Consider the following 17,376-nt stretch of genomic DNA (forward strand, 5'->3'; position numbering starts at 1 on the left):
AAGCCTTGTGGCTTATCTCCTCCCTTAACTCATGGTGTCGCTCACGATCCCTTCGAGATCGCCAGCGATATCTTCGATTCTGCCCATGGCATTGATGCGTTTCAGAACACCGTGACCGTCGTAATAGGTGATCAGCGCGGGTCTGTGCATGATAAGCCGCTAGGCGCGAAGCCACGGTTTCAGCGTTGTCATCCGCGCGGCGCTTGAATTCGGTGCTGCCGCACTTGTCGCACTTTCCGTCTTCGGCTGGCTTCTTGAACTGGTCGTGGTACCCTTCGCCGCAGCCCGCGCAGGTGTAGCGGCCCGAAATGCGGATCACCATTTCGGCATCTTCCACTTCCAGGCTGATTGCTGCGTTGATCTTCTGGTCATTGGACGCCAGCAGACCATCCAGCGCCTCTGCCTGAACCGTTGTGCGGGGGAACCCATCCAGAATGACGCCCTTGGCGCAATCTGATTGCGCCATACGGTCGCGCAGGATCGCAATGACGATCTCGTCACTGACCAGATCACCGGCTTCCATCACGGCTTTGGCGGCTTTGCCTGCGTCCGTGCCTGCTGCAACGGCTTCGCGCAGCAGGTCACCCGTGCTGAGTTGAACAAGCCCGAATTTCTCTTCCAGCATCCGGGCCTGCGTGCCCTTCCCGGCGCCCGGAGGGCCGAGAAGGATGAGTACTGCGGGAGTGGTGATCGTGGCGGCGTCCATCACATCCTCACTTGCTTGCGCGGTTTTCGATCAGGTCTTCGACCACCGACGGATCGGCCAGTGTCGAGGTGTCACCCAGCGAACCAAAATCATTTTCGGCGATCTTGCGCAGGATGCGGCGCATGATCTTACCGGAACGTGTTTTGGGCAGGCCCGGGGCCCATTGGATCACATCGGGGCTGGCAATCGGTCCGATTTCGGTCCGGACCCAGGTGCGCAACTCCTTACGGAGCTCTTCGCTTGGTTCACGGTCATTCATCAAAGTGACATAGCAATAGATGCCTTGCCCCTTGATTTCATGGGGATACCCAACAACCGCAGCTTCTGCTACGGCGGCGTGTGCAACTAGAGCGCTTTCCACCTCGGCCGTTCCCATGCGGTGGCCAGACACGTTGATCACATCGTCCACGCGGCCGGTGATCCAGTAGTCGCCATCTTCATCGCGACGACAGCCATCACCAGTGAAGTAGTAGCCTTTGTAATCCGAAAAATAGGTCTTTTCGAACCGCTCATGATCGCCCCAGACAGTGCGCATCTGGCCGGGCCAGCTGTCTTTGATGCAGAGCACACCCTCGACACCATTACCTTCGATCTCGACGCCGGACTGCGGGTCCAACACCACCGGTTCGATGCCAAAGAACGGTTTCATTGCCGATCCGGGCTTCATTGCATGGGCGCCGGGGGGGTCATCAGGTGACCGCCGGTTTCAGTTTGCCACCATGTATCCACGATGGGACATTTGCCCTTGCCGACGACTTCGTTGTACCAATTCCAGGCTTCGGGGTTGATCGGTTCACCCACGGTTCCCAGAGTGCGCAGATCGCTGAGGTCGCATTTCTCGACAAACTCTTTGCCCTGACCCATCAGGGCGCGGATCGCTGTGGGCGCGGTGTAAAACTGGTTCACCTTGTGTTTTTCGCAGACCTGCCAGAAACGCGACGCGTCGGGGAAGGTTGGAACGCCTTCGAACATCAGCGTTGTCGCACCATTGGCCAGGGGGCCATAGACGATATAGCTGTGGCCGGTGACCCAGCCCACATCTGCCGTACACCAGTAAACGTCGCCTTCGTGGTAATCGAAGGTGATCTCATGCGTCATTGCGGCGTAAACAAGATAGCCGCCGGTTGTGTGAACAACGCCTTTTGGCTGACCTGTCGAGCCGGAGGTGTAGAGGATGAACAGCGGATCTTCGGCGCTCATTTCGGCTGGTGCGCAGTAGTCGTCCGCCTCAAGGGCCATTTCGTTGTAGTCAAAGTCACGACCGTCAATCCAGGTGGTCTGGCCACCGGTGCGTTTGACGACAAGGCACTTGACCGTATCCTTGCAGTGTAGCAGTGCCGCGTCAGCATTGATTTCAGCGGCGTCTTACGACCACCGCGCGGAGCCTCGTCCGCGGTGATGACAACCTTGGCGTCACAGCCGTTGATCCGGGCTGCCAGAGCGTCCGGCGAGAAGCCTGCAAAAACAATAGAGTGAATTGCGCCGATCCGCGCGCAGGCCAGCATGGCATAAGCGGCCTCGGGGATCATAGGCAGATAAATGACGACGCGGTCGCCTTTGCGCACACCCATAGATTCAAGGATGTTGGCCATGCGGCAGGTGCGGCGGTGCAGTTCTGCGTAAGAGATATGCTGAGCCGGATCATTTGGATCGTCCGGTTCCCAGATGATTGCCGTTTGATCACCGCGGGTTTTCAGGTGGCGATCCAAACAGTTGGCCGAGACATTCAAGGTGCCATCGGCATACCAGTTTATTTTAACCGAACCGAAATCGTAGTTAACGTCTTTGACCTGGGTGAAGGGTTTGATCCAGTCAACGCGCTTGCCTTGCTCGCCCCAGAATGCGTCGGGGTCACTGATCGAAGCGGCGTACATGCCGGCATATTTTTCGGCATCAACATGCGCACGGGCGACGGTTTCTGCGGATGGCGGATAGGTCTTGGCATCTGCCTGGGCAGCGGTGGTCATTTTTGAGGCTCCTCCTCTGGACTGGATTACGTTGGGACATTTTTGCCACTTGGTCTGGCAATGTCGATCCCGTTCCTCCCCAAGGTCGAATATTACCGAGTTCTGAAAATAAATAAATAAATTGCCGGAATCCCTGAATTTATTTGTAAAGAAATTTCTAACTACGGCCACCTCTAGTAAAGAAAACGCGTAAATTTCGTAAAAATCTCTTTAAAGTAAATGGATAGGTGTAACACATGTCCTGCTTGCATTGCTTGACACAAGCGGGGGTCAGTCCACGAACACCTGGTTTTCCTGCATGCGCAATCCAAGCGGGAACTTCTTCTGATACCAGCGGAAAGCCAAGGCAGGGTTGGCACAGTAGAATGTTGGCGCTAGCTTGATCCTCAAGCGCCTCGGGAGGAGGCGCAGCAATGGGAGATCAAATGATGAAAAGATGTTGAGCGGCGCGGCCGTCGCCGCCCTGAGCTTTGCTTTTGTCGGTGAAGCCTTTGCAACTGAATGGAACGCATCAGTCTGGGGCAAACGTCGTGCCTTCACCGAGCATGTTGAAAAACTGGCCGAGCTTGTCAGCGAAAAAACCGGCGGTGAATTCACCATCAATGTCAGCTATGGCGGACTATCCAAGCCGCGCGAGAACTTGGACGGTATTGAAATCGGCGCCTTCGAGATGGCTCAGTTCTGTGCAGGCTACCACCGCGACAAAAACCGCGCGATCACTGTTCTGGAGCTGCCCTTCCTTGGCGTAAACAACCTGAAGGAGGAGGTGGCGGTCAGCCATGCGGTTTATGATCATCCCGCAGTCAAAGATGAGATGGCCCAATGGAACGCCCGCATCATCATGACCTCACCGATGCCGCAGTATAACCTGGTCGGTACCGGCGAGCCACGCGATGAACTGTCTGATTTTGACGGAATGCGGGTCCGTGCAACTGGTGGTTTGGGGCAAGCCTTTGAGGCGGTCGGAGGTGTTCCGACATCGGTCCCTGCAACCGAAGCGTTCAATGCCATGGAATCAGGTGTCGTCGACACTGTAGCCTTTGCCCAGCACGCACATCTGTCTTTCGGGACGATCAACGAAGCCGACTGGTGGACGGCAAACCTGAACCCAGGAACGGTAAACTGCCCAGTCGTGGTCAACATTGACGCCTATGAGGCCCTGCCAGCCGCGCATCGCGAGGCGCTGGACAGCTCGATTGATGAGGCGATTGACCATTACCTGACAAATTACGACGGATTGCTCGAGCAATGGGACAGTGTTCTGCAAGAAAAGGGTGTCCAGAAAGTCATGATCGATGATGCCGTGATCGCAGAATTCCGCACCAAGGCAGCCGACCCGATCCGTGAGAAGTGGATCGCGGAAATGACGGAACAGGGACTGCCAGCGCAGGATCTTTATGATCTCGTTCAGGCGACGCTGACCCAACAGCGCGGCGGCAACTGATCCTGAACCCGGGTGCCCAACGGGCACCCGGTACACTAATATTGGGGAACACCGGAATGGCAGGACAGGCCACAGTGCTGGTGGACGGAAGCCGTCTGAGCCAGCTGGATCAGAAGTTGTTGAAACTGGAGCGTTTTCTGGCGCTCATCAGCGGTTTCGCAGTATTTGGCTTGATGGTGCTCGCCGTTATTTCGGTCAGTGGGCGCAATGCCCTGAATGCCCCATTGCCAGGATATGTTGACTGGATCGAACAGGCGATGCCACTGATCGCATTTCTGGGCATTTCATATGTTCAGCGCGATGGCGGCCACATCCGCATGGACATCGTTCTATCGCGCCTTCACGGCAGGGGGTTGTGGCTGTTCGAACTGGTCTCGGTGGTTTTGATCCTGCTTCTGATGCTTGCACTGGTTTGGGGCAGTTGGTCTCACTTCGACCGCTCCTTTGACTTGGGCGCACCATTGTGGAGCCGCGACAGTTCCATTGATATCGGAATTCCATTGTGGCCGGCGAAACTACTGGCCCCCATCGCGTTTTCCGTACTGTGCCTGCGGCTTGCTTTGCAGGCTTGGGGCTATGGCCGCGCATTATGGCTGGGACTGGAAGCTCCGGTGGCCGTTCCGTTGATACAGGACGCGGCAGCACAAGCAGCGGCTGAGGCCGAACAGTTCGAAGGGCAGGACTGATTTATGGACACGATTGAAATTGGCCTCTGGGTCACGGGCGGGCTTCTGGTCTTTGTCGTGGTCGGCATGCGCGTGGCGTTCGCTGCGGGCTTGGCCGGGCTTATCGGGCTGGTTTGGATTTTTGGGCCAAGTTTGGGTATGATCCTGCGCGGTTTGGAAAAGCGCTGACAGTTGCGGTCAAAACCGCCGGGCAAGTGCCGCATTCCAAAGTTGCCTCTCACACCCTCAGCCTGATCCCGACCTTTATCCTGATCGGGTATCTGGCCTATTACGCAGGGCTCACGCGGGCGTTGTTTGAAGCTGCCAAACGCTGGGTCGCCTGGGTTCCTGGAGGGTTGGCGGTTTCAACTGTTTTGCCACCGCCGGTTTCGCCGCGGTTTCGGGTGCCTCGGTCGCCACCTCTGCCGTCTTTGCCCGCATCGCGATCCCGGAAATGCTAAAGGTCGGCTACAACAAACGCTTTGCTGCTGGTGTGGTGGCCGCCGGAGGAACGCTGGCCTCGTTGATCCCACCATCGGCCATACTGGTGATCTACGCGATCATCGTCGAGCAGGATGTCGGGAAGCTACTTCTGGCGGGGTTCATTCCGGGTGCTTTTTCAGCGATCATCTATGCCGTGCTGATTGTCGGGATCGCCGTGATCTTTAAATCCGTCGGTCCCCCGGTCACAGGCTTTACATGGAAACAGCGCTTTTCGGCCCTTCCCGGAGCCATTCCTATTGTCGCCGTCATCCTGATCATCATCTGCTTTGTCTATAACCCGTTTGGTGAAAAAGCGTGGGGCACACCGACGGAAGGCGGCGCAATCGGCGCCTTCATTGTCTTCTGCTTCGCCTTGTTCCACGGGATGCGGTGGAGTGAATTCAAATCCGCGCTGCTGGAAACGGCCAAGCTTACCGCGATGATCTTTTCGATCATCTGGGGCGTTCTGATCTATGTGCGGTTTCTAGGATTTGCAGACCTTCCCGGCGCCTTTTCTGACTGGATAACCGGGCTCGAGATGTCGCCCATGATGATCTTGATCTGCATTCTGCTGGCTTATGCCGTGTTGGGCATGTTCATGGATGCGATTGGAATGCTGCTTTGACCTTACCTGTTGTTTATCCGGCGGTCATGGCGCTGAACGGCGGCGAAATGGTCAGTGCTGCAGACAGTGCGTTTGGCATGTCTGGGCCGATGTGCGCGATCTGGTTCGGAATTCTGGTAGTCAAAATGGCCGAATTCTGCCTGATTACACCGCCAATTGGATTGAATTGCTTTGTCGTCGCCGGGGTGCGTCCGGATTTGAGTGTTCAGGATGTCTTCAGAGGTGTGACGCCGTTTTTCGTGGCCGACGCCCTGACCATAGCAATGCTTGTGGCGTTCCCTGGTATTGTACTCTACCTGCCATCGCTTGCGGGTTAGGTGGGATGCGAGGCTCTGCCTCGCGCTCCGGGATATTTAAAGCCAGATGAAGAACGGATCCCCTGCTTCATCTGGCTAATAAATATCCCGGGGGAGGCGCCCGGCACGGGCGACGGGGGCAGAGCCCCCTTAGGTGCGCCTAACCGGCCCGCATCAGCATTCCGAACAGGTCGCGCGGATCGTCCGGGTCTGCCAGCATGTCCAGAGGTTCAAAGAATGCGGTGCTTTCGATCGCCTGCTTGACATAACGCAGGGCTGAGAAATCTTCAATCGCGAAGCCAACGCTGTCGAACAGGGTGATTTGGCGGTTGTCTGTGCGCCCTTTGGCAGCACCGGTCATGACCTGCCACATCTCGGTCACGGGATGATCAGCATCCAGCGCCTGAATCTCGCCCTCGATCCGGGTTTGCTCGGGATATTCGACGAAAATGTCTGAGCGCAGCAAGATGTCGCGATGCAATTCTGTCTTGCCGGGGCAATCGCCACCGATGGCGTTGATGTGGACGCCGGGACCGACCATGTTGTCGGTGAGGATGGTGGCGTTTTTCTTGTCTGCCGTGCAGGTGGTGATGATCTGAGCGCCTTCAATAGCATCTTCCGGCGTCTTGCATGGGACGACCGTCAGGCCCTTGCCTTGTAGGTTTGCGGCGCATTTCGCTGTTGCACCGGGATCGGTATCGTAAAGCCGCACAGTGTCGATCCCGCACATTGCCTTGAAAGCGAGGCATTGGAACTCGGACTGCGCCCCATTGCCGATCATGGCCATGGTTGTGGCATTCTTCGGGGCAAGATAGCGTCCGACCAGAGCCGACGTTGCCGCCGTGCGCAACGCCGTCAGCATCGTCATTTCGGTCAGCAGAGTGGGATATCCGGTGTAAACATCCGCCAGCAATCCGAATGCGGTCACAGTTTGCAGACCCTCGGAGGTGTTTTTGGGATGACCGTTCACGTATTTGAACCCATATGCCTCACCATCCGAGGTGGGCATCAGTTCAATCACACCGTGCGGAGAATGCGCCGGGATACGCGGGTCTTGTCAAAGCTTTCCCACCGTTTGAAATCGGATTCGATTTGATCGGCGATCTGAACGATCATCTGTTCGACGCCAATGTGGTGGATCAAACGCATCATGTTGTCGACGGACACAAAAGGCACGAGTGCCTTGTCAGAAGGTTGCATCGTACTCTCCTATCGGCGGGCAAGGTGGACGCCTGCAATCATGCAGCGTACTGACCCACCAGCAGTTTCGATTGTTGGGACGGACAGTGGCAAAGGCGTTGCACTGGCTTGGATTATTTTGATTTGATCAGGGGTGAGGGCGCCTAACGCTCGGCTCGACAATGCCAGCACCAATCCATCGCGTCCCTTCAACTCAATTGCATTCCCCGCAAATTCGGCGATTTGGTCATGAGTCAGATCAATCACGGTTCGACCGGATTCCTCTAACCGATTGCGAATGGTCAAGCGACGGTCGGGGTCCGATATCATGTCGAGGCAGATTAACGCGTAATGAGTGCCGATCCCCATCAATACGTTGGTATGATAAACGTCCCTGCCTTTTGCGTCGCGGGCCTGAAAGGCAATTGGTTCATAGTTGAAATGAGTGCAGAACCGCTCCAGCAAGACCGGGTCGGCGCGATTGGACGTGACTGTATACGCGATGCGGGCAATGTGGTCCAACACCATCGCACCTGTCCCTTCCAGCGCAAGGTTGTCTTGTTCCAGCCCGGAATAGTCTATGACATCCTGCACGCGATACTCATGTTTGAGCAGTTCGATGACATCGGTTCGCCGCTCGCGTCGGCGAGACGGCACGAACATCGGGTAAACTGCTATGTGACCACCAGGATGTGTGGAAAACCAATTGTTTGGGAAAACGCTGTCGGGTGTGTCGAGATCGCCAAAATCATCAAAAACGTGAACAGTGATTCCTGTGTCGCGCAGGCGTTGAACTGCCTGGTCATGTTCATCTCTCGCAGCTTCCGACGTGGCTGCGGCCGACGTGATACTCAGCGTTTGAAACGCATTGTCATCGCGTGTTTCCGGGTTGGAGGCAAAGGCATGTGGCCGGATCATTACTGCTGCAGACGGTGCTTGTAGCGATAGCATCAGAAACTCCGGGTGGGGCGGTCAAAGACGCGACGGCCCATAAGTGAGGCGGCCAGATCGACCATCAGTTTTGCAGTGCGGCCACGTTCATCCAGAAACGGGTTCAGTTCGACAAGATCCAGCGAACTGACCAGTCCGCTTTCATGCAGCAGTTCCATGACCAGATGAGCCTCGCGCTCGGTCGCACCGCCAGGAACAGTGGTGCCGACGGCAGGGGCGATGGCCGGGTCCAGGAAATCAACATCCAACGAAACGTGGAGAAGGGCGTTTTCAACTTTGACACGGTCCAGAAACGCCAGCAACGGGGCCTTGATCCCATGTTCGTCAATGCTGCGCATGTCGGCCAGCATGGCCCGGTTTTGTTCCAGCGCCGAACGTTCTGCCGGGTCGACAGAGCGTAGGCCGATCATGCCGACGCGGTCCGTTGGCACGATGGCAGGTAAGGAAGGAAATGCCTCGAACCCCGGCCTTCCTGTGAAATAGGCGACGGGTGTGCCATGCAGGTTGCCGCTGTCTGTGCTGTCGGGGTGTGAAAGTCACTATGGGCATCCAGCCACAGAACGAACAGTGGGCGGTCAATCTTTGCAGCATAAGCGGCCATCCCGGTCACGGTTCCCATGGACAACGCGTGATCGCCGCCCATGAAGATCGGAATGCCCCGATCAGCCGCTTTCAGCGCGACCTTGCTCAGCGCTTGCGTCCAACCGATGCATTCGGGCAGCGCGAACAGGTGCGGATGTTCGGGCAAGCCGGTTTCTTCAGGTTGCACGTCGCCCCAATCGCAAACGGAGTGACCAAGATCTGTCAAAGCCTGATCCAGCCCGGCCACGCGATATGCGTCAGGACCCATTCGGCAACCCTGACGCCGTTTTCCGGCGTCCATCGGCGCGCCGACTAAAATGATGTTATTGCGTTCCATGTGGTCCATTTAGGCCGTCACTGTGTCTTGCGTGAAGAGCGCAAATTGCTCAAAATGGTTCAGGAAACTCCTTAATGAGAAAGTGATATGGACGAATTGGATAGTCGTCTGCTGGGCGCATTGCAGCGTGACGCGCGCGCCAGCCTGTCAGAGTTGTCGGAAACGCTGGGCGTAACCCGCACTACGGTGCGCAGCCGTTTGCAACGGCTCAAGCAATCTGGTGAGATCGTCGGTTTTACTGTGTTGACGCGTCGGGATCTGGCACAAAGCCCTGTGCGTGGGCTGATGATGCTAGAAATCGAGGGGCGCGGTACCGAGCGCGTGATGTCCCGGATCGGGGCCATGCGGCAGGTCACGGCGGTCCATTCGACCAACGGCAGTTGGGATTTGATTGCCGAAATCAGTACGGAAACTCTGGCCGAGCTGGACGAGGTTCTGTTTCATATTCGCAGGATCGACGGCGTTACACGTTCGGAAACGAACCTGCTGCTGTCAACGCGCAAGGGGCGGCTCTAGTGCTTTGAGATAAATGCGAATTGTGCCAGAGTTCGTGAGTAGACAGGGTGCGGCTTACCCTTAGGTAGGCTGCTTGCTGATTAAGGGTTCAGTATTTCCGGAAGGCTTGCGGCATGACCACATCTGATAATGGTGACGAACCTTTGGCCGAAAAGTGGGCCGAACGTCTTGCTGGTCTACTGGAGAAACCCTGGCTGCGCATCGCGATACCGGTCGTTATTACCGGGATTGCCCTTTCGGTTTTGCACGATCTGTCGGCCCATGTGAAATGGTCGGATGTCCAGACAGATATTTCGGCGACATCATGGAAGTTGATGTTTTTGCGATGTGCTGGACAGCGTTCAGCTTTTTGTCGCTGTCGCTCTATGATGTGTTCGCGGTACAAAGCGTGGCGGATGGCAAGGTGCCGTTACCTGTGGCGGGGATGGCCGGAGCCAGTGGATACGCGGTGTCGAACTGCCTTGGATTTTCCTACATCACCGGAACCGCAATCCGGTATCGGATATACGCGTCGCTTGGCTTGGATCTTGGCCGGGTGGCTGGTGTAATCGCAACCTCATGGGTGGCGTTCTGGATGGGTCTGATCCTGATTCTGGGCCTGTTGCTGACCCTGCACCCGGATGGAATATCCAAGGTGATGCCCGTCAGCGAAACGGTCGAAACCACCATAGGATTGTGCTTGCTGGTTGCATTTGTCGCGATGTTCATTTGGCTGTCCAGCGGTGGCCGACGGTTGGCTGTTGCAGGTGTCGGTTTCGATTTGCCCGGAGGCAAACTGGCGGGCCTGCTGACGTTGGCTGCCATCGGCGACCTGTTTGGCGCATCCATGGCGCTTTACGTACTGATGCCGGATGATTTGGGGGTCGGGTACCCGTATTTCTTCACCATCTATATCGCTGCCATTGCCGTTGGAATCCTGAGCCATGCGCCGGGCGGGATCGGCGTGTTTGAGGCGACATTGATTGCCGGTCTGGGGGCGTCGGGTCGTTCGGATGTGATTGCTGCGTTGCTGCTTTACCGGGTGGTTTACACTTTTTTGCCATTTGCAGTCGCCAGCCTTTCCATTGCCGTTGCATCGGTCTTGACCCAAAGACACATGATCGGCGGTGCCGCGGTTTGGGTCTATCGTGTGATCCGCCCCATGGTTCCAATGGTCGCGGCCGGGGTTGCCGCAGTGGCCGGGGTGATCTTGCTGGTGTCGGGCGCGCTGCCAGCGGGGGCGCAAAAGCTCGGCACGCTGAAAGATCTGCTGCCCCTGTCATTTGTCGAGGCTTCGCATCTTGCAGGCAGCGTCGTAGGCGTATTGCTGTTGCTGGTCTCGCGCGGGTTGTTCCGCAAGCTCTACAGGGCATGGGTCGTTGCGATGGTGTTGATGGGGGCGGGATTCTTTGCTTCGCTTGCAAAGGGCTCGACATCCACGAAGCGCTTTCGATGCTGGGAACGATTGGTCTGCTGGCCATGTTTCGCGGTGCGTTCTACCGGGTCAGTGGCGCGTCGATATTTCGGTTGAACATCCCATGGCTGATCAGTGTCGTAGTTCTGCTGGCGGTGATTTTCTGGATCGGGCTGTTTGCATATTCGCATGTCGAATACCAAAATGATCTGTGGTGGCAGTTTGCTTGGAACGGTGACGCCTCGCGCTTTTTGCGGTCCAGCCTTGTCGTGGCCGTGATCGTGGGCATTGTTGCCATGAACTCTCTGTTCGGGCGTGAGATTCCGACACCACAGCGGGTTGAAATCCCAGAGGTTGTCGAGCGGCTAGTGATGGAGAGTGAGGATACGGAATCCCAAATCTCGCTTACCGGTGACAAGCAATTCCTGATCTCACCGGATGAGACCGCGTTTATTGCCTACGCCGACACAGGCAATGCGCTGATTTCGAAAGGAGAACCGGTTGGTGACGAGGGTGCCGGGCAGCAACTGATTTGGCAGCTTCGGGAAATGGCGGATCGCGAAGGTAAACTTTGCGCGTTCTACAGTGTCTCGACCAAATATCTGCCAACTTTTCTGGATCTTGGACTGTCGATCCTGAAAATTGGCGAGGTTGCGCGGGTTTCTTTGCACGATTTCTCGCTGGACGGAAAGTCGCGCAAGCGGTTCCGGCAAGCCAAGAACCGTGCTGAACGCGAAGGATATGTGTTCGAGATTGTTCCGAAGGAAGAACTGGCGCCTCTGTTGTCAGACTTGCGTGGGATTTCAGACCGCTGGCTTGCGCAAAAGGCCGGTGCAGAAAAGGGCTTTGCGCTGGGGGGATTTGATGATGAATACCTGTCCTATTTCGATCATGCTATCCTGCGTGATGGCAACACCGGCAAGATCATGGCCTTTGCCAATCTGTTCCAAGGGGGGAACAAGTCGGAGCTGTCGCTGGATCTTATGCGCTATGAACCCGATAGCCCAAGTTTCCTTATGGACGCTCTTTTCGCCGACATGATGGATTGGGGCGCGCAGCAGGGGTTTCACTGGTTTTCACTGGGTGCCGCACCGTTTTCAGGGATCGAAAACCGTCAGCTTGCTTCGCTTTGGAACCGCATCGGTGGGTTCGTTTACGAACATGGCGAGCAATTCTACCATTTTGAAGGCCTGCGCGCGTTCAAGCAGAAGTTCGATCCGGAATGGAGCCCGAATTATCTGGCCAGCCCCGGCGGGCTGGCCGCGCCATTCTGTATGAGGTCAATATCCTGATCTCGGGCGGATTGCGCGGGTTAACCAAGTAGCACTTAATTCAGGCTTGCGCGGGTTGGGGTTTTCTGCAGCAGATCGCCCCAGTCCGTGCGATAGGCCATCTCGGCCAGAACGGTTTCGGGCAGGAATTCCTGGTTTTGCCGGATCTGCCATCCGCCGCCCAGGCCCTTGTAAACCGCCACCAGATTGCTGGATACCTGCTGCCGTGCCTCGATCAGATTGGCCTGCGACCGCAATAGCGCGGTCTGGGTGTTCAGCACGCGCGAATAATCGGCAATGCCGTCTGTATACTGGCTGACGGCGATTTCGGCAGCTTTGCGTGAGGCCTCGACACTTTGTTGATAGAACCCGACCTGCTTACGTGCCTGCGCATAAGCGACCATGGCACTTTCAACTTCGGAATAAGCGGTCAGCACAGTGTTCTGATAATTCGCAATCAGCGCCTGATAAGCGGCGTCCTGCGCGCGAACATTGTTCTTGATGCGGCCATAGTTCAGCACATTCCAGACCACACCGGCACTGGCCAGACCGGTTGTGCTGCCACCGCTGAACAGATCGCGCCCGCCGGATGCCTGCAGCCCGATCGCGCCAGACAGGATGAATTGGGGATACAGGTCCGCCATCGCGATGCCCACTTGTGCCGATTGCGTGGCTGCCGCCAGTTCAGCCGCGCGCACATCCGGGCGGCGGCGTAGCAATTCAGCGGGAACGCCCACTGCCACATTTGCTCGGGCCGATGGAATGTGGCCGGAATTGCCCAACAGACCGGTCATGCGTGAAGGTGTCGTGCCCAACAACACCGCAAGCGCGTTCTTGGTCTGTTGCAAGTCGCTTTCCAGTTCGGGTACCAGCGCCTTAGTGTTGTTCAGCAGGGCGGTGGATTCCTGCACGTCCAGTTCCGTGGTGACGCCATTGTTAAACCGCAGCTGAGTCAGGTCTGCCGAATCCTGCTGCAATTTGATGTTCTCACGCGCAATTGCCAGCGTCTCTTGCAACGCCCGGATATTGACGTAAAGCGCGGCGACATCCCCGGTCAGCGTCACCAACGCGTCGTCGTAATTCGCCACTTGCAGGGCCAGATTGGATCGCGCGGCCTGAACGCCGCGCCGCTGCGCGCCCCAGACGTCCAACTCCCACTGGGCATCGAAGCCGACTTGCGAGGTCGAGAATTCGGTATCCAGCGGGATGACGCGATTGACATCCGAAATCGGCCCCAGATTGTCGCTGATCTGGCGCCGTTCAAGCGAGCCGCCAATGGCCTGCGACTGCGGGTAAAGCTCGCCAAAGGCGATACCCAGTTGTGCACGGGCCTGCAAAACCCGCGCGCCAGCGACCTGAAGTGTCAGGTTCTGGGCGTAGGCCTCGGCAATCAGTTTGTTGAGGGTAGGATCATTGAATGTTTGCCACCATTTCACGACAGGCGCACTGCGCGACGTCAGCCCGCTTTGACCGGCGCTGGGGTTGTTGACCTCAATCCACTGTTTCACGACCGGTGAGTTGGGGCGCACGAAATCCGGCCCAACGGGTGTGCAGGCCGCGAGAGTGGCGGCGCAAATGGCGGTTCCCAACAACCTGCGGAGTGTCATGGCGCGCATCCTCAGATATCCAGGGGTCGGATGAAGTTGGCGAAGGAATAAAGGCGGATGTTGATGCGCCTTAGAAACTCAAAACTTTTGCCCTGGCCTGTATAGATTGCCACAGCGGCATGGCCGCCCGCTGGGAAGATGTGGTCTTCCGGCACATCGACGGTGATCTGAACCGCAATCCGACCGGGCAGTTTGGGCAGCTCGAAACCGGGCAGGCGGCCCGACGGGATGAGTTGCCCTTGACGGGTGGCCCACCAGATCGCTTCGACCTTGCCCGTCAGGATTTCACCGGGATAAAGATCAAGCGCGACTTCGACCTCTTGTCCCGGTTCGACAAATTTCAGGTTCTGCTGGCGGAATGTGGCAAGGATATAAGGGCTTTCATCAGTCACGAAGCTGGCAATCGCACCCAACCGGACGTCACCGACTACCAATCCGGGGCGGGCCTGCTGTGAGACGATCATGCCATTTTCAGGCGCATAGATTGTTGTGTTTTCCAGAAAATACTCGGCTTCGGCCAATTGCGCCTGCGCCTGAAGGATGCCCGTGTTCACGCCGTCAATCTGCGATTCCAGCGCCAGTTGAGCCTTGGTCAGGTTGGCCCCAGCCTGTTTGACGGCGGCCTGATCTTCCGTCACCTGTTCGTTCCATCGATCCAGATCGTCCTGACGGGCGCCTCCGGCCGGAACAAGATTCTCATACCGCGCCTGTTGGGTTTGCGCATAGGCCAATTGCGCATTGGCCCGTTCGACAGCTTCGGTCGACGCAATGACATCCTGTTCAAGGATTTTGGCATTCTGCTGTGCCGCCACCAACTGGGCCTGCGCATTATCGACCGCCAGCGAAAACACCGTATCATCGAACCGATACAGCGGATCGCCCTTTGCGACCGGTGTATTCGGTTCAACAAGAACCTCGGACAGAATCGTCGGCTGTGTCAGCTTGGGGATGATCTGTATGGTCGAACGTACCACGTGGCTGTCTGCTGAAAACGGCTGAAAGAAGCGCAATGCCACAAGGAAGATCAACAGCAGGTGTGCACCCACCCAGAACGAAACAATGCCCCAGGCAATGTTGAACTTCAGCCATTCCAGCTTGAAAAAAATGAGCCAGACGAAAATGATGTAGAACAGCGTGATGCCGAGGGCGACGAACATAGGAATTAGGGTCCTTCGGTCTTAACTGGGTTGTGTGTCATCTGTGTCCAGACGATCCTGGTATTCGGGTTTGACCCTACCGCCCAGGCGTTTGATTTCATCGCGGATGGCATCTTTTTCCTCGTCCGGGCCGCGGCGAATATCGACCGTGACGCCATCGTGGAAAGCCCACATGAAGGCGTGAACCCAAGGCACGACAGCCAAAAACCCCATCCATCCCATGATCTTTACGGCTTCGGCATGGGGATGATTACGTTTGATCGCGATCCGCCCCGGAAGGCCCATAATGAACAGGAACAGCGCCATAACTGCTGCAAGCAGCAGGATCAGCGCGACCAATGTCAGATAGTCATAATAGCCCAGCGGCTGGCCCAATAGTCCCATTTGTGTGCCTCCATCAGGGGAAGGTTAGGGTATCCTCAATCATTCGTTTTCAGTTCGTCAATCAACTTGTAATCCGTGGGCGGGTCATCACAAACGCCCGGTCCGCATTCCAGCAGAGTTGAACCGGCGTTCAGTACGGCAAGTGCCAGCATGACAAAGAAGGCGGTTTTGGCCAGCTTGTTTCCCCCAAAACGTACCTCGCTGGCCGCGCCCGAGTCATATTGGCGATCAAACAGCAGCATGAACGAAGTACCCAGCAGGACAAGGAAAAAGGCGATGCCCGCCCAAGTGTAATAGTGCAGCCCCAGAACGGGCGATCCGTAGTGGCCGGTTCCAGGCACAATGTGCAACAGGATTTGCCGGATCGAAACACTGCCGCCATACAAAGCTGCAATCAGCATGATGGCATAGTGCTGCGGTCGCGCGCCATAAAGCAGGTTCAGGCCCAGCCCGACGCCGACGGCTACAAAGCCGACACGCTGCAACAGGCAAAGCGGGCAGGGCAGTTCGTAAAGGACAAGTTGATAGAAGAACGCCAGCGCCAGAACGAGACTGACGGCCAGCATTCCGATCGCGTTTAGTGTACGTGACAGTTCGGGTGTCATGATGAGGCCCTCAAAGCTGAATTGTCAGCTGACTGGTGGCGTGGAATTTCAACCAGTAGATACTCAGGGCTATCGTAAGGAAGAACAGCGCATTGCCTGCCTTCGTCATGTTGAAATAGTTGAGCCCCATCGTGGCAGTAAGTAACGCAAATAAAAGCGCAATCATGGCCCGGTGCTCCCCTCCCGTGCACATATCTTTATGCAAACGATAGTGTCAGGCCGGGTGGCATCTGGCAAGCGGCGCGGTAATTTGGGGACTATTCTTAATGTCCGCTAGTTACACAGGACGATGTCCGTTTGCCATTCCTGACCGCGCAGGTGCAGATCGCCAGGTAACGGCGCATCCGTGTAAATCGCATCGATTTCAGCCAAAGAAGCGATGCGCGCCGGGGCCGAGCGGTAAAACTTTGAATGGTCGGCAACCAGAAATGTGCGGCGTGCCTGCGCAATGATGGTCTGGCTGACTTGTACCTCCTGAAAGTCGAAGTCCAGAAGATCTCCGTCAGTGTCCAAAGCTGAACAGCCGATTACGGCAAGGTCAAATTTGAATTGCCGAATGGTCGATACGGTCAGATTTCCGATCAACCCGCCGTCGGTGCGCCGCAGAACGCCACCGGCCATGACGACCTCACAATCCGGGTTCTCAATCAGAATGTTTGCGACATTCATGTTGTTGGTCACAACCATCAGATTCTTGTGGTTCAGCAATTGCCGCGCCACGGCCTCGGTCGAGGTTCCGATGTTCATGAAGATCGATGCGCCGTCGGGGATATCGGTGGCGCAAGCCTGTGCGATACGGGTCTTGGCGTCGGCGTTCAGGGCACGGCGGTCTTCATAGCCGATGTTTGACACGCCCGAGCGAAGCACCGCGCCGCCATGCACCCGATCCAGTTTACCTGCCTCGGCCAACTCGGTCAGGTCGCGCCGGATCGTCTGGACCGTGACACCAAATCTTTCGGCCAACCCGTCAACGGTGACGCGGCCTTCGGCCCCGGCAATGTCCAGAATGTCAGATTGGCGGAAAGATAGGGACATGGTGTTTCCAAACTTGAAGTGTTCCTTTCGTTTTTGTTCTTTTTGGCCGATTTTGCAAGGAAGGTATTAGAAAATTTCAGGTTCATGTTGCAAAACGAAAAAAATCGAACATAAACATTGACCATACGAAGGATGTTCTGGCAAATGCCTATCATCCATCCTGACAAGGAATC

The 17,376-nt window shown here is 56.5% G+C and carries 12 protein-coding genes and 5 pseudogenes; 6 read left to right on the forward strand and 11 right to left on the reverse strand.

Going from position 1 to position 17,376, the window contains the following annotated elements; genetic code table 11:
• Positions 1–24 precede the first annotated feature (24 nt).
• Together ACR3FC_RS00005 and acs are read right to left on the reverse strand one after the other, a co-directional pair.
• A pseudogene (locus ACR3FC_RS00005) lies at positions 25–706 on the reverse strand (adenylate kinase).
• A gap of 7 nt (positions 707–713) precedes the next feature.
• A pseudogene (gene acs / locus ACR3FC_RS00010) lies at positions 714–2,673 on the reverse strand (acetate--CoA ligase).
• Positions 2,674–3,109: 436 nt separating this feature from the next.
• On the opposite strand from acs, the gene dctP reads away from it, so the two are divergent.
• The 3 genes and pseudogenes from dctP (at position 3,110) to ACR3FC_RS00025 (ending at position 6,207) form a co-directional block, all read left to right on the forward strand.
• Positions 3,110–4,117 (forward strand): TRAP transporter substrate-binding protein DctP, encoded by a 1,008-nt coding sequence (gene dctP / locus ACR3FC_RS00015; RefSeq protein ID WP_480472337.1) that lies wholly within the window; start codon positions 3,110–3,112, stop codon positions 4,115–4,117.
• A gap of 56 nt (positions 4,118–4,173) precedes the next feature.
• Positions 4,174–4,803 (forward strand): TRAP transporter small permease subunit, encoded by a 630-nt coding sequence (locus ACR3FC_RS00020; RefSeq protein ID WP_480472339.1) that lies wholly within the window; start codon positions 4,174–4,176, stop codon positions 4,801–4,803.
• Positions 4,804–4,806: 3 nt separating this feature from the next.
• A pseudogene (locus tag ACR3FC_RS00025) lies at positions 4,807–6,207 on the forward strand (TRAP transporter large permease).
• A 139-nt stretch (positions 6,208–6,346) separates the two neighbouring features.
• On the opposite strand, the pseudogene ACR3FC_RS00030 reads toward ACR3FC_RS00025, so the two are convergent.
• The 3 genes and pseudogenes from ACR3FC_RS00030 to rocF form a co-directional block, all read right to left on the reverse strand.
• Positions 6,347–7,386, reverse strand: a pseudogene (locus ACR3FC_RS00030) (ornithine cyclodeaminase).
• 9 nt (positions 7,387–7,395) lie between these two features.
• The gene (gene ctlX / locus ACR3FC_RS00035; protein WP_480472341.1) at positions 7,396–8,316 is read right to left on the reverse strand and encodes a citrulline utilization hydrolase CtlX; all 921 of its coding nucleotides are present in this window, start codon (positions 8,314–8,316) and stop codon (positions 7,396–7,398) included.
• Positions 8,316–9,235 (reverse strand): annotated as a pseudogene (gene rocF, locus ACR3FC_RS00040) (arginase). The gene ctlX and the pseudogene rocF overlap by 1 nt, the downstream one beginning before the upstream one ends.
• 87 nt (positions 9,236–9,322) lie before the next feature.
• Between rocF and ACR3FC_RS00045 the strand changes: the two are divergent.
• From ACR3FC_RS00045 to ACR3FC_RS00055, 3 genes are all read left to right on the forward strand, one after another.
• A complete protein-coding gene (locus ACR3FC_RS00045; RefSeq protein ID WP_480472343.1) occupies positions 9,323–9,751 on the forward strand; it encodes an Lrp/AsnC family transcriptional regulator in 429 nt (142 codons plus the stop codon).
• Positions 9,752–10,055: 304 nt separating this feature from the next.
• Positions 10,056–11,261 carry a putative bifunctional lysylphosphatidylglycerol flippase/synthetase gene (locus ACR3FC_RS00050; RefSeq protein WP_480472345.1) on the forward strand — a complete coding sequence of 402 codons (1,206 nt, stop codon included), beginning with the start codon at positions 10,056–10,058 and terminating at the stop codon, positions 11,259–11,261.
• On the forward strand, positions 11,183–12,436 hold the full coding sequence (locus ACR3FC_RS00055) for a phosphatidylglycerol lysyltransferase domain-containing protein (protein ID WP_480472347.1): 1,254 nt from the start codon (positions 11,183–11,185) through the stop codon (positions 12,434–12,436). Before ACR3FC_RS00050 ends, ACR3FC_RS00055 begins: the two co-directional genes overlap by 79 nt.
• A 35-nt stretch (positions 12,437–12,471) precedes the next feature.
• On the opposite strand, the gene ACR3FC_RS00060 is transcribed toward ACR3FC_RS00055, so the two are convergent.
• From ACR3FC_RS00060 to ACR3FC_RS00085, 6 genes are all read right to left on the reverse strand, one after another.
• On the reverse strand, positions 12,472–14,022 hold the full coding sequence (locus ACR3FC_RS00060; RefSeq protein WP_480472349.1) for an efflux transporter outer membrane subunit: 1,551 nt from the start codon (positions 14,020–14,022) through the stop codon (positions 12,472–12,474).
• An 11-nt stretch (positions 14,023–14,033) separates the two neighbouring features.
• On the reverse strand, positions 14,034–15,179 hold the full coding sequence (locus ACR3FC_RS00065; RefSeq protein ID WP_267366155.1) for an HlyD family secretion protein: 1,146 nt from the start codon (positions 15,177–15,179) through the stop codon (positions 14,034–14,036).
• 21 nt (positions 15,180–15,200) lie between these two features.
• Positions 15,201–15,563 carry a DUF3302 domain-containing protein gene (locus ACR3FC_RS00070; RefSeq protein WP_267366156.1) on the reverse strand — a complete coding sequence of 121 codons (363 nt, stop codon included), beginning with the start codon at positions 15,561–15,563 and terminating at the stop codon, positions 15,201–15,203.
• Between the two features lie 35 nt (positions 15,564–15,598).
• Positions 15,599–16,168 carry a disulfide bond formation protein B gene (locus tag ACR3FC_RS00075; RefSeq protein WP_480472351.1) on the reverse strand — a complete coding sequence of 190 codons (570 nt, stop codon included), beginning with the start codon at positions 16,166–16,168 and terminating at the stop codon, positions 15,599–15,601.
• Positions 16,169–16,178: 10 nt separating this feature from the next.
• Positions 16,179–16,334 carry a DUF5993 family protein gene (locus ACR3FC_RS00080; protein WP_209595994.1) on the reverse strand — a complete coding sequence of 52 codons (156 nt, stop codon included), beginning with the start codon at positions 16,332–16,334 and terminating at the stop codon, positions 16,179–16,181.
• A gap of 107 nt (positions 16,335–16,441) precedes the next feature.
• Entirely contained in the window at positions 16,442–17,203 is a 762-nt protein-coding gene (locus ACR3FC_RS00085) for a DeoR/GlpR family DNA-binding transcription regulator (RefSeq protein ID WP_480472353.1), read from the reverse strand.
• Positions 17,204–17,376: the final 173 nt, after the last annotated feature.

It is taken from the genome of Ruegeria sp. AF3, from assembly GCF_056536285.1.